This window comes from Maribacter sp. UBA3344 (assembly GCF_002362375.1).
Lineage (GTDB): Bacteria > Bacteroidota > Bacteroidia > Flavobacteriales > Flavobacteriaceae > Maribacter > Maribacter dokdonensis.
Map to the genome: position 1 here is coordinate 110,655 of NZ_DERI01000002.1, position 12,248 is coordinate 122,902.

Sequence of the window (12,248 nt, forward strand, 5' to 3'; positions counted from 1 at the left end):
AAGGGCATTAAAACTGTTGAGCCTAATTATGATATTTGGTGTAATATCAAGTGCGACAGCACAAAACCTAAAGGGAAAAGTAACGGATAAAGATGGACTTGCATTAGAAAATGTTGGTATTTTTAATCAGACGACCGGGCAACATAGCCATACCAATTTATCAGGATCATTCTCACTTCCTTCAACAACAGTGAATGATTCGGTTTACTTTTCTAACCTAGGATATAAAACTTATGTATTGGTCATACAGCCCCAACATGTTAATGAAGGCGTGCAAATTACTTTAGAGGAGTCTAGTATAAACTTGGATCAGGTGGTAGTAGTATCAAAAGTTGATGCTATGAGCAGAATAGTGAACATTGATGTACAGAACGATCCGGTGAAATCTTCACAAGAGATTTTACGTAAAGTTCCTGGATTATTAATAGGACAGCATGCCGGTGGAGGTAAGGCCGAGCAAATATTTTTAAGAGGATTTGACATAGATCATGGAACGGATGTAGCCATCAGCGTTGATGGTATGCCGGTAAACATGGTCTCGCATGCGCATGGGCAAGGTTATGCAGATCTACACTTTGTTATTCCTGAAACCATTAATAATATAAATTTTGGAAAAGGCTTGTATTATGCCGATAAAGGAAATTTTAATACTGCCGGGTATGTTGATTTAAGTCTGAAGAAAAGTATAGATCAAAGTATGGTTTCTTATGAATCCGGACAGTTCAATACCAATAGATTTGTTGGACTTTTTAAAGTTCTGGAAAGTAGTAAAAGCAATGTTTATTTAGCTTCTGAAGTTTATCTTACGGACGGACCTTTTGATTCTCCTCAAAACTTTAATAGAATTAATATTCTAGGACGCTATAACTATAAAGATATAGGAAATGAAGAATTGACTTTGACCGCTTCGCATTTTCAAAGTAAATGGGATGCTTCTGGTCAAATACCTCAAAGAGCTGTAGATCAAAACCTAATAGGTAGATTTGGTGCAATTGATGATACTGAAGGTGGTCAAACCAGTAGAACTAACTTAATGTTGAACCATGTTAAATTCTTAGGTGAAGATCAGTTTTTGAAAACAAGGGCTTTTGTAAGTAAATATGATTTTGAGCTGTTTTCGAATTTTACATTCTTTTTGGATGATCCGGTCAACGGAGATCAAATTCGTCAGTTTGAAGATAGAACCATTATGGGTGCCGAAACTATTTTTGAACAGATTAACATTGCTGTGGGTAAAGATGATACTTTTAAGTATTCTGCAGGTGGTGGGTTTAGGTATGACAATGTAGATGATGTAACTCTATCACATACATTAAACAGAAAAACCACCCTTGAGCAGTTTGCTTTTGGCGATGTAGATGAAACCAATTTTTACGGATTTGTTGACGGGGAATATAAAACAGGGAATTGGACCTTTAATCCTTCTGTACGCTTAGATTATTTCAACTTCGATTATGAAAACAAACTAAGCGAGCTTTATGACAACAAAAGTGAAAGTAAGGCAAAAGTGAGTCCAAAACTAAATACATTGTATACTGTAAATAGAAATTGGCAAGTGTTTTTGAAAACGGGTCTTGGATTTCATTCTAATGATACTCGAGTAGTCACTGCAAATGAAGGTAGGGATATATTGCCAACCGCTTACGGTGCAGATTTAGGTACTATAATTAAACCTACGGATAAACTTGTGCTGAACGCTACCTTATGGGGGCTGTTATTAGACCAGGAATTTGTTTATGTAGGTGACGCTGGTATTGTTGAACCAAGTGGCAAGACTCGTAGGTTAGGTGTTGAACTAGGTGCTCGTTACCAGGTGTTAGATTGGCTGTATCTTTATAATGATATCAATTATACCTACGCTAGAAGCACTGAAGAACTTGATGGGGAAGATTATATACCTCTTGCTCCGGATTTTACTTCAGTAGGTGGTATATCGGTAACAGATTTAGGAAAATTCTCTGGTGCTTTAAACTATCGTTATTTAGGAGATAGAGCAGCAAATGAAGACAATAGCATTGTAGCTGAAGGTTACTTTGTAACCGATATGAACCTTAACTATCATATAAAAAACTGGACATTGGGTCTGATAATAGAGAATTTATTTGATACAGAATGGAACGAGACCCAATTTGCTACAGAAAGCAGATTGTTCAATGAAACTGCATCTGTAGAGGAAATTCATTTTACTCCCGGTACTCCGTTTTACCTAAGAGGAAAGGTTTCTGTGAGGTTTTAAAGAAGTGCTATTTCTATATTTTTGAAAAGGTTGATGCATTGCCAGTGTAATGAAACAACCTTTTTTTAGACCAAGACTTCATGCAAGAAGTTTTTAAGGATTTTAGTACTGGCGGATTACTAAAAATTGGTAACGAAGCTTTGTTGGAGAATTACGGAAAACCAAAACAAGCCGGACTCTATATTTTTATTAGAACTACAAGTAATAAAGCCACTATTGAGGTAGATGGCATACCATATATCATTTCAGAACATAGTCTGCTTGCGTTGACACCAATTCAATTTATTCATTTTGTTGAGGGTAAAGATTTAATTGTTTATCAGTTCAATAGAGAGTTTTATTGCATTAAAGACCATGACCAAGAAGTAAGTTGTGCTGGGTTGTTATTTTTTAGCAATGCACATTTTCCATTAATAGATTTAGGAGAAAATGAACAACGAAAGTTTAATACCCTTCATGAGGTTTTTGTAGATGAATTAAATACTGAAGATACGATACAAGCCGAAATGCTACGAATGCTAATGGCTCGTTTTATGATAATGAGTACAAGGCTGCTTAAGGCAAAAGAAGGATTTGGAAGTGCTGCCAATGATGTAAAGCTAGATTTGCTAAGGTCATTTAATTTGTTGGTAGAAGCCCATTTTAAAGAGCAGCATTCAGTCTCTTTTTACGCGGATAAGTTATTTAAATCTCCTAAGACCCTTTCAAATACCTTTGCAAAATTCAATACTACTCCTTTACAAATAATACATGAACGCATAGTTCTTGAGGCTAAAAGACTACTTATTTATACCGATAAAGCAGCAAAGGAAATTGCTTATGAAATTGGTTTTGAAGATGCATCTCATCTAAGTAGGCTATTTAAAAAATTGACAAGCCTCTCTCCTTCTCAATTTAAGAAACAACTGGCAAAAGCCGTTTAGGGAAAAATTGACAACTACTAGGGTAAAATAGCCCGTTTTAAGTTTCACTTAAAGATGATCTTTGTACTGTAGAATTAAAACAGTAAAGACATGAACTTAAAACACAAATCAATTTTTAATTTAATAGAAATATTTACATCTAAAAGGATAGATACGTCTAATGCAATCAATGTGAAAGAGCATTGTAAGCACAATCATTTATCGGACTATTATTGTGATTCTGATAATTCCTCAAAACTGGCCCGAGTATTCAATTCATTGCTTTGAGGGAAAAATTGACATGTCAAAGGGAATTTCAAGCATGACAATAACTACTTCACCAATTTACCTTTGTACAAGATTAATAACATAATAAATTCAATTTAAAAAAATAATAATATGAGCACATTTAATGTACCAACAAGAGAAGAAGTAAGCGAGAAAAATCAAGGTATTTTCGATAATTTGGAAAAAGCATTGGGCTTTGTTCCTAATTTATATGCCACATATGCCAATAGTGATACCGCATTAGAAAACTACTTGAATTTTGCAAATGCCAAAACTTCATTATCAGCTAAGGAGAAAGAAGTTGTCAATTTAGCGGTAAGCCAAGTTAACAATTGTATTTACTGTTTATCGGCACATACAGCCATTGGTAAAATGAACGGTTTTACAGATGAACAAATTTTAGAGCTTAGAGCAGGAAAAGCCTCATTTGACACTAAATTAAATGCACTTGCAAAATTAGCGAAGAATATTACTGAAAATAGAGGCCGCACTGACGAGGACGTATTGAACGATTATTTTGCGGCAGGTTATACAAAAGCCAATTTAATAGATACAATATCATTGGTTGGTGATAAAACAATTTCCAACTATATACACAGTACTACACAGGTTCCGGTTGATTTTCCTGTAGCACCATCTTTATAAACAATTACAAATAATAATTATTAATCATTAAAACGGGGAAACCCACACTAAATTTTAAAAACATGAAAAGAGTATTATCAATTTTAGTTATCGTATTGGCATTTTCATTCAACGCAAATGCACAAGACAAAATGATGAAGCAGCCAGTTAAGAAAATTGCCTTAGAGCAAACAACAGGGGAATTCACCCAAAAATCTATCACTGTTAGCGAAGGCACTTATATTTTTGACGTTGCCAACAATAATGTGGGTAAAGATGTAGGTTTGGTTTTAGTAAAAAAAGGAAAAGATGCTTCAAAACCAGAGAACCACATTCAAACTGCATACGTAACTGCAGCGGTTAAGAACAACACGGTTGGTCATTCTAAAGAAACTAAATTAGAAAAAGGTGAATATGTATATTTCTGCCCATTAAATCCAACGCCACAGTATAGTCTTATCGTAGAATAAGGTTAAGTTTTGCAATGAAAAAGGGCTGTTCATTTAAGAACAGCCCTTTTGAATTTTGTACTATTTAATCCTCTGGTGGATGACCATGAATTTCTTCAAAGACCTTATCAAAATTTTCACGTAAGTATGCGTTTAATTTCTTTTGGTAATCGTCTTTTAACCAGCTTAAGAAATTATATGTGCTTTTACTGATACATTTTCCATAAACGTGTATTCTATTATCAATATCTTCTTTTAATAGCTTTGCCAATGCTATGGCATCATAGACATCTTCACTGTTTTCAATACAAATGTATGCGTGTTGAGCTATAGATCGTTCAAGAACTACTTTAGAAGATTCCCCTGCAAATGTTGCAGTTTCGTAAGTTTCCTTAATATCAAAATAGGTTTCTTTGGAGTTTTTGAACTCAGCTTTGACTTCATCTGAAAGTTCAAGTTTAAAATCGCTCTCAATATCTTCATCATCACGTATGCGATCCATGTAGAAATTGGGCGATTTAAAAATTGCACCCCAATCTAAATCTGCGCCCCAAGGTCCAAAACGATATAGGTTGTTACCTAAGTCGATTACCGTGAATTTGGATTTATTGTTCAAGACCCTAGATCCCCTACCGATCATTTGATAGTAAAGCGTAAGAGATTTTGTAGCCCTGTTCAATATAATTGTATCAATCGTAGGTTCATCAAAACCAGTGGTTAAAATACTAACCGAAGTTAATATGGCATCCGGTGTTTCTTTAAACCATTTTAAAATTTGTTTTCGCTGCTTTTTTGTTGCGGTATTATCAAGGTGCATAATATTTAAACCTGCAGCTTGAAAGGTATGGTAAACTTGTATGGAGGTTTCAATACCGTTATTGAAAATTAAAGTCTTTTTACCTTTTGAATGTTTGGTGTAAGCTTCTAAAAGCTTGCTCAACATTGCCGGGCTTGTATAAAGATCTGCAGATGACTTAACGGTATAATCACCGTTAGAACCAATTTCCAATGAAGTTAATCCCATGTCATAATGAAACACTTCTGCTCTTGCCAAAAAGTCATTGGCAATAAGATTTTCTATGGTTTCACCAGGTATAAGTTCATCATAGTTCTTGTTCATTGGCAAATCCTTGTTAGAACTTAACGGAGTTGCCGTTACTCCAAGTACGAACGAATTTTCAAAGAACTTAAATAGTTTGGTAAAAGAATTATAGTGAGCCTCATCAATAATGACCAAACCAACATCAGAAATATCCAACTGATCATCGTTCAACCTATTGTTCAGTGTTTCAACCATGGCAACATAACAGCTATAACGCTCTTGGTCATCAAGGTTTGCCTTACTGTTCACAACCTTGTTTACAACACCAAAGCTTGTAAGCATGGTAGAAGTTTGGTTACATAACTCTATACGGTGAGTCATAACCAAAACCTTCTTGTTATGGTTCTTAAGGTACTGGCGAACAATTTCCGAGAAAATTACGGTTTTACCACCACCCGTTGGTAATTGGTATAGAAGGTGGTAATCATCTCGTTCTGAATCGAACTTGTCAAATATTTGTTGAATTGCTCCTTGTTGGTAGCTGTAAAGTTCTTTATCTGTCTTTCTGTCCTGTAGTTCAAAAACTGTCTCTTGCATAAAATCTTCTCTGGAGTGTGCAAAGGTAACAATCTCGCTAGTTTATTACTAATTCATGGGTTAAAAAGGGTATCTTTTGCGACCATTTGTAACTAATATTAATTGTAAGGCAGAAATTTAATGGAACATTTCCATTTTAAGGTTTATAAACCTTTTGGCATGTTAAGTCAATTAACTTCTGGAGAAGACCGTCAACTTCGAAAAAAACGCTTTTTAAGTGAACTTTCTGATTTTCCTGAAGGAACAATGCCTGTGGGTAGGCTTGATGAGAAGTCTGAAGGTTTGTTACTGATGACCACAGATGGAAAATGGAGTGACGACATCAATAGATCAGGAATAGAAAAACAGTATTTGGTGCAATTGGATGGTTTAGTAACAACTGACGCTATAGATAAATTATCTAAAGGTGTGGTCATAGGGTTGTTCGGTAAAAAGTATAAAACTTTACCGTGTGATGTAGATTACTTAAAAAAAGAACCAATATTACCAGAAGCAAGTGCTGCTTTGCGCATTGGTAGACATAGACCAACATCATGGATCAGTATGGTGATCAAGGAAGGTAAATACAGACAAATACGAAAAATGACAGCTGCGGTAGGTTTCCCTACGGTACGTTTGGTACGTATAAGAATAGGTGATATCTCTTTAGGTCAAATGAAACCGTCCCAAGTTTTAAAGATTACCCCTACTCTACTATCTTCTTAGGAATTCGCTTACCTGAAAAGCGAGATAGAATGGTCAAACTTTTTTTGGTGTTTATAAAGTATACTCCCGTTAATAAAACTACAGAGGCTATGGCTGATTGCAAGGTGATATTCTCGTTCAAGAAATACCAACCAAGTATCATTGCAACAATGGGGTTAACATAAGTTGATGTAGCCACCTTGTCTGGGGAAACAATTCTTAACAAGTAATTAAATGCAGTAAATGTAATAATACTACCAAAGATTATTAAAAGTAGCATGGACCAGATTACCGGAGTACTCCAGGTAAGTGGTGAAGACCATTTTTCACCCAGGAATGTACTTATAATCATTAATGAAAGACCACTAGTTAGCATTTGATACCCGGTATTTACAAAGAAATTTTTAGGTAGTACGGCCTTACCAACAAACAAACTACCGTAAGACCAGCTTAGCATACAGATAAAAATTAGTATCATTCCTAATATAGCACCTTCCTGGGCAATGATCTCTTTTTGACCTACCAATAAGAATATACCTATAATGCCCAAAATAACACCAATGATAGACATAGGTTGTATTTTTTTACCCTGTATTATCCGCATCATTAATAATACTACCAAGGGTTGGGCAGAAACTTCTAACGCTGCAAACCCGCTATCTACGAACTTTAAAGCCCATACTACTACCCCATTTCCAAAAGTTAGAAATAGAAAACCTGCTATGAAAGTATTTTTGAATTCTTGTTTGGAAATTTTTAAGGGTAAACCCAAAAATTTTGAGATGATAAAAATTAAACTACCGGCAGTAACAAATCTAATTCCTGCAAGCATAAATGCGGGTAGTTCAGTTACGGCAATTTTATTCCATAAATAGGTAGAGCCCCAAATAAAATAAATGGCAAAAAATGACAGAATCACCAATAAGGTATTACGCTGCATTTTTGCCATTGAATGTTATTGAGAATGTTAGATTTTTTTAACACGAACGGCGTTCATGCCTTTCATGCCTTTTTCTAACTCGTAAGAAACCTTGTCGTTTTCCATGATTTCATCAATCAATCCGCTAACGTGAACAAAATATTTCTCGTTGTTTTCAGCATCGATAATGAAACCAAATCCTTTAGTGGTATCAAAGAAAGAAACTTTACCGTTTCTTACCGGATCAAATTCTTCAACATCACCTTCTTCTTTCTTTGGTATACCTAGTACAATGTCTTCCGCTTCTATTTCAACCTTCATTGCTGGATCTGGCGGAGTGTCTACCAAATTTCCATTGAAATCTACATAAGCAAGAGGAATACCCGAAGTACCATTTTCTTTTGCTGCCGCTTTACGGGCTAGCATTTTTTTCTTCTTCTCTTCACGCTTCTTTAAGCGTTTTTTTTCTTTTTCAGTTTTATTAAATGTTTGTTGCGATTTTGCCATTCGTAATTTTAATGATAATAATAGATTTTACTGTAAAGGGGTTGAAATACGTAGTGACGTTGATAACCGAAGGAAAGCTTATGGGTTAACTACGATGTCATTTGTTGTAAGGTCATTGCAGATATTAGTTGCATCCCTCTAAAGTTCTACAAAGATATGATTTGTATTTCAATTATTTAGCATTCGTAGCTCTCAAACTATCAAAGTTTTGAAAGACTTAAGGTTAATTTCAATATTAAGATACATTACGCCTATTCTTTTTCCATTTTAGAACCTTATAATTCTTAATTATGATACACCGTTATTCTATTTTATTCAATATTTTGTTAAAATTTAATTTTTAGAAAATATTATAAAATGTTGTAAATCAGGTTATTAATTAATTTGTAAAAGTTTAATTTGTTAAAAATAGTACCTTTTTATGCATAGTACTGTAACAAAATATATTTATGGTCGTCTTGTAAGTATAACAGAATTATTATTCATCAATTAAAAACAATATATCATGAGAACTTTTATTAAAAATACACCAACAGAATCTAGACGAAATGTTTTTTTAACCGCTTTTAGAAATAGTAAGCGCGTACAATGGGTAGCAAGTAGACAGTTTACACATTAACATTTATCACACATCAAATCAAAAAACAATCGATCATTAATCAATCTGACTAATCACCAGATCTAAAAACGAACATCATGAGAACTTTTATCAGAAATACACCAACGGAAACAAGAAGAAACACATTCTTTTCAAGCTTTAAAGCCAGTAAAAGAGTGCAATGGGTAGCAAGTAGACAGTTTACACATTAACATTCATCACACATCACATCAAAAAACAATCGATCATTAATCAGTCTGACTAATCACCAGATCTAAAAACGAACATCATGAGAACTTTTATCAGAAATACACCAACGGAAACAAGAAGAAACACTTTCTTTTCAAGCTTTAAAGCCAGTAAAAGAGTGCAATGGGTAGCAAGTAGACAGTTTACTCATTAATATTCATCACACATCACATCAAAAAACAATCGATCATTAATCAATCTGACTATTCACCAGATCTAAAAACGAACATCATGAGAACTTTTATCAGAAATACACCAACGGAAACAAGGAGAAACACATTCTTTTCAAGCTTTAAAACCAGTAAAAGAGTGCAATGGGTAGCAAGTAGACAGTTTACACATTAAGAATTTTTTGAGTTAGCTAAAAAAAAAGGGATAAGACCTAAAAGTCTTATCCCTTTTCATTTTCATTATTTTATTTAATCCTCTAAAGTAATTTCTTCCTCTACTCCATTAGGGTATGTAAGTGTTGCAATATCATCACAAGTGCCATCACCAAAATGTACATTTACTGAGAGTCCGTTTTTAAAAACATCCATATCTCCGCTAGAAACATAAGCACAAGATAATTCACTTGTTAATGCACTGTTTACGTTTACATTATAGGTATTACCTTCAAAAACTACGGTCCAATTACCTTCAATACTATACGTACTACTATCGTTGAATGCAATAGTGGTAGATTTGGTTCCGCTGTCAGCAATTATAGAACCATCTTCCATTTCTACCGTCATATCGCTAGTAACCTCAAAAGTTATAGCGCTATCATCTGAATTTGTGCTGAACGTTAATGATCTGGTTCCATTTATTTTAATTTCTCCTACATAAAAGTCAACATAACTAGCTGTAAAAGAGCCTGTTTCTCCTTGTTGGTCATAAGTAACGTTTAAAGTGCCATTAACATTATCAGTTCCGTTCAATACACAATTATTGAATGTTGCAACATAGCCCGTGTCTGAATATACTGCACTGTAGCAATCATTATATGAAGTTTTGCCGGTACTGCTGTCGTTAGAAGATAGCTCAAATAAAGCAAGATCAATATCACCAATAATTTCATCGGTTTCTAGAACTGCTTTAAGTTCTGTTTGGGATAGTGTTACCTCCTGGGCGGTAGTGTCGTCATCACTACAGCTATATGCCATGCACAATACTCCCGTAAGTAGAATTCCTTTTTTTAAATAAGATGTTAGATTTTTCATGTTTGTTTAATTGTAGGGTTGTGTGGATAAAACGAAAAAATAGTCTGTATAGTATGGCTATGTTACACATTAGCAGCTAGTAAGTGTAATGAATGGCAATAATGAAACTAAACATTAGTTTTAATCGTATACGATATATTATATTTGATACATGATTGTTAGAATGAATTTAAGGGACCAAGTACGAGATTATTTACTTTCCGAAATGATTACAGGTAATCTTAAGACCGGAAAAACAATCAATTTAGCAGCCTTGTCAAGACATTTAAAAGTGAGTGTAACCCCAATACGAGAAGCGCTTACACAATTACAGCAGTCAAGGATAATTAAAGCTGTGCCAAATAGAGGCTTTATTATAGCTGAGCTGGATGTAGAGGAAGCTGAAGATCTCTATGAATTGGTAGCCAATTTAGAGGTTATGGCTATTGAAAACTCAGAGTTTAATGAAGAGCATATTATTAAATTGAAAGCGCAACAAGAAGTTTTTGAAAATGCCACCAATGCCCTTGATAGAATTCAAGCCGATTTGGAATTTCATAGATTACTTACCAAAGGATACAAAAACGAGTTAGCGCTCAAAATACTAAATGACCTCAAAACTCGTCTTTTTTTCTATGAGCATGCTTTCACCAATGACGATTTTTTTTATAATAAATCTGACAATCAGCATGAAGCCATTATTTCTGCCATTGCCGATGATAATGTGCCAACCGCCTCTCTCCTACTAAAAATGAATTGGATGCTGATTTTAAATTATATTCAAAAGAAGCTTACCGAATAATTTGCTTACTCCAAATCCTGTAAAAGCTCTTGTGCAGATCTGGTAATCTTTTTATACCCTTTGTATGCCCAATTACAAAAAAAAGCCATAGCAACTAATGTTATAGTCAAAGTAATAATTTGTTCCGTTTTTAAACTATGTAGAAAAACGTTCTTGTTAGAAATTATTTTTGAGGTTACCGGCACAATGAAAAACAAGCCAATAAAACCAACCACAATTCCGATCTGTTGCAACCTGAGCAATCTATTTTTTGTATGCACGTAAACTTTAAGATTCTCTTTGTAAGATCCATTTAGAATATCGATATTCTTGATTTTTTTAAGGGTTGATAACACTGAAACCGGCAATACAATTAAAAACAAGAGCGTAAATGCCCCACATGCCTGCAAATACCAAGTATCTAATTTGTTAAAGTTAAAGATTACAAATAATGCGATTGCGAAACATACCAATGCGCCTAAAGATTCATATTTGGTAATGGTAGTGAATTTGTTCTGATATTTCTGTTTTGTCATGTCTAATATGATTTTGTTCGTTAATTTTTTTTGTTGATCTAATTCATCGCTCATTTTTGTCCAAGCGGATTGTAGTTCTTCTAATTCCATGATTTATTTATTTGTCATGTTCGTTTTTAATTTTTTCTTTACTCGAGATATTTTTGTACCCACATTACTTGCACTCAAGCCCGTAATCTGTGCTATTTCATTATAACTTTTGCCTTCTAGCAATAGAAAAATGAGTCCCTTTTCTAATATATTCAGGTGTTTTAGATGCTGATAAAGTAACCGTAATCGTTCTTCAAAAACTTCATTATGGGTATCAGATTCGCTAATAAAGACTTCAGCAACTGAAACGGAATCTGGTCGTCTCTTTATCTTTTTTATAAATGTGATAGATGTATTCATTGCCACGCGATACATCCAAGTTGTTATTTTGGCATCATTACGAAACGAATCAAAATATTTCCAAAGTTGAAATACCACTTCTTGAAAAAGATCTTCTTGGTCTTCCTTATTATCAGTATAAATTGAAGTCACCTTATACAAAAGTCCTTGATGTTCTCGTATTAAATTTGTGAAGACCGCTTCTTTCTGCATCTCTTAAAACTTATTTCCCCATTAGTATGTTGATTTTCTCATTTGTCACACTTTCAGGTAAATTCTTTTTTAA

12 protein-coding genes are annotated in these 12,248 nt (G+C 34.1%); 6 read left to right on the forward strand and 6 right to left on the reverse strand.

The genetic code is table 11. The features are described 5' to 3' along the window. Nucleotides 1-28 precede the first annotated feature (28 nt). The 4 genes from B2Z27_RS01235 to B2Z27_RS01250 all read left to right on the forward strand — a co-directional run bounded on the left by B2Z27_RS01235 (nt 29) and on the right by B2Z27_RS01250 (nt 4,520). On the forward strand, nt 29-2,236 hold the full coding sequence (locus B2Z27_RS01235) for a TonB-dependent receptor (protein WP_286812286.1): 2,208 nt from the start codon (nt 29-31) through the stop codon (nt 2,234-2,236). A gap of 80 nt (nt 2,237-2,316) precedes the next feature. Further along, a complete protein-coding gene (locus B2Z27_RS01240; RefSeq protein ID WP_286812250.1) occupies nt 2,317-3,159 on the forward strand; it encodes a helix-turn-helix domain-containing protein in 843 nt (280 codons plus the stop codon). A gap of 378 nt (nt 3,160-3,537) precedes the next feature. Further along, on the forward strand, nt 3,538-4,071 hold the full coding sequence (locus B2Z27_RS01245) for a carboxymuconolactone decarboxylase family protein (RefSeq protein ID WP_058102721.1): 534 nt from the start codon (nt 3,538-3,540) through the stop codon (nt 4,069-4,071). A 62-nt stretch (nt 4,072-4,133) separates the two neighbouring features. Next, on the forward strand, nt 4,134-4,520 hold the full coding sequence (locus B2Z27_RS01250) for a hypothetical protein (protein ID WP_058102720.1): 387 nt from the start codon (nt 4,134-4,136) through the stop codon (nt 4,518-4,520). A gap of 64 nt (nt 4,521-4,584) precedes the next feature. On the opposite strand, the gene B2Z27_RS01255 is transcribed toward B2Z27_RS01250, so the two are convergent. Then, on the reverse strand, nt 4,585-6,138 hold the full coding sequence (locus B2Z27_RS01255; protein WP_215998292.1) for a DEAD/DEAH box helicase: 1,554 nt from the start codon (nt 6,136-6,138) through the stop codon (nt 4,585-4,587). 120 nt (nt 6,139-6,258) lie between these two features. Here B2Z27_RS01255 and B2Z27_RS01260 point away from each other — a divergent pair, with 120 nt between their 5' ends. Then, nucleotides 6,259-6,843 (forward strand): pseudouridine synthase, encoded by a 585-nt coding sequence (locus B2Z27_RS01260; protein ID WP_286812251.1) that lies wholly within the window; start codon nt 6,259-6,261, stop codon nt 6,841-6,843. Here B2Z27_RS01260 and B2Z27_RS01265 read toward each other — a convergent pair. The 3 genes from B2Z27_RS01265 to B2Z27_RS01275 all read right to left on the reverse strand — a co-directional run bounded on the left by B2Z27_RS01265 (nt 6,824) and on the right by B2Z27_RS01275 (nt 10,297). Further along, nucleotides 6,824-7,771 (reverse strand): EamA family transporter, encoded by a 948-nt coding sequence (locus B2Z27_RS01265; RefSeq protein WP_286812252.1) that lies wholly within the window; start codon nt 7,769-7,771, stop codon nt 6,824-6,826. The two genes, B2Z27_RS01260 and B2Z27_RS01265, sit on opposite strands and share 20 nt — an antisense overlap. 18 nt (nt 7,772-7,789) lie before the next feature. Further along, nucleotides 7,790-8,248, reverse strand: coding sequence for a cold-shock protein (locus tag B2Z27_RS01270; protein WP_036154395.1), 459 nt, complete (start codon nt 8,246-8,248; stop codon nt 7,790-7,792). A gap of 1,266 nt (nt 8,249-9,514) precedes the next feature. Continuing rightward, nucleotides 9,515-10,297 carry a hypothetical protein gene (locus B2Z27_RS01275; protein WP_286812253.1) on the reverse strand — a complete coding sequence of 261 codons (783 nt, stop codon included), beginning with the start codon at nt 10,295-10,297 and terminating at the stop codon, nt 9,515-9,517. A 151-nt stretch (nt 10,298-10,448) separates the two neighbouring features. Here B2Z27_RS01275 and B2Z27_RS01280 point away from each other — a divergent pair, with 151 nt between their 5' ends. Further along, on the forward strand, nt 10,449-11,078 hold the full coding sequence (locus B2Z27_RS01280) for a GntR family transcriptional regulator (RefSeq protein WP_058102715.1): 630 nt from the start codon (nt 10,449-10,451) through the stop codon (nt 11,076-11,078). A gap of 5 nt (nt 11,079-11,083) precedes the next feature. On the opposite strand, the gene B2Z27_RS01285 is transcribed toward B2Z27_RS01280, so the two are convergent. Further along, nucleotides 11,084-11,683, reverse strand: coding sequence for a hypothetical protein (locus B2Z27_RS01285; RefSeq protein ID WP_286812254.1), 600 nt, complete (start codon nt 11,681-11,683; stop codon nt 11,084-11,086). Nucleotides 11,684-11,686: 3 nt separating this feature from the next. Continuing rightward, nucleotides 11,687-12,175, reverse strand: coding sequence for an RNA polymerase sigma factor (locus tag B2Z27_RS01290; protein WP_286812255.1), 489 nt, complete (start codon nt 12,173-12,175; stop codon nt 11,687-11,689). Nucleotides 12,176-12,248 lie beyond the last annotated feature (73 nt).